Raw genomic sequence first — 658 nt, 5'->3', positions numbered from 1 at the left:
GTAGCGGGCGTTGGACAGTCTGCGGGAACAGGAGTTGGCCGAGTCGATCTTTTGGACCACCGACCCGTTCGAAGAAGTCTCTGCTGAAGTATCGGCGGCGTTGCGGATCAGTCGGGGCCGGGCCGGTACCCAGATTCATCACGCCCGGGTGTTACGCGACAAACTCCCGTTGGTGGCCGCCCGGTTCGCCGCCGGCGACATCGACTACCGAATCGTGCGGATGCTCATCGCCCGTACCGGCATCGTCGACCCCGCAGTGTGGGCCGGCCTGGATGAAGAACTCGCGGCCCGGGCCCATAAATGGATGCGGTTGTCTGAACGGCAGTTGCGGGATCGGGTGGATCAGTGGATCGCCAAACTCGACCCCAACGGGGTGCGGGTCCCACCCCCGATCGACGACGGCCGGTTTGTGCAGGTCGAGGCGAGCAGCCCCGGCATGGCCTCGATCTGGGCCAATGTGCACGCCGCCGACGGGGTCGCGTTGAGCCAACGCCTGGATGCGGTGGCTGACACGGTCTGCAGCCACGATCCGCGCACCCGGGAGCAGCGCCGCGCTGATGCGGTGGGGCCGGTGGCCCGACTGGAATCCCGCATGCCGTGTCTGTGTCGGCGTGAGGACTGCCCGGCCGCACAGCAGCGGGCGGCCGCGGATGCGGCG

At 68.1% G+C, this 658-nt stretch carries 1 protein-coding gene; it reads left to right on the top strand.

The annotated features are described in order from the left end of the window. Positions 1-10 precede the first annotated feature (10 nt). A partial coding sequence (locus A5779_RS09295; RefSeq protein ID WP_236734707.1) for a DUF222 domain-containing protein occupies positions 11-658 on the top strand: 648 nt, incomplete at its 3' end.

Origin of the sequence: Mycolicibacterium peregrinum, from assembly GCF_001665625.1 — a bacterium.
Taxonomy (GTDB): Bacteria; Actinomycetota; Actinomycetes; order Mycobacteriales; family Mycobacteriaceae; genus Mycobacterium; species Mycobacterium peregrinum_B.
The sequence above is the reverse complement of the archived record's forward strand: the minus strand, read 5'-3'. Positions and strand labels throughout refer to the sequence as shown.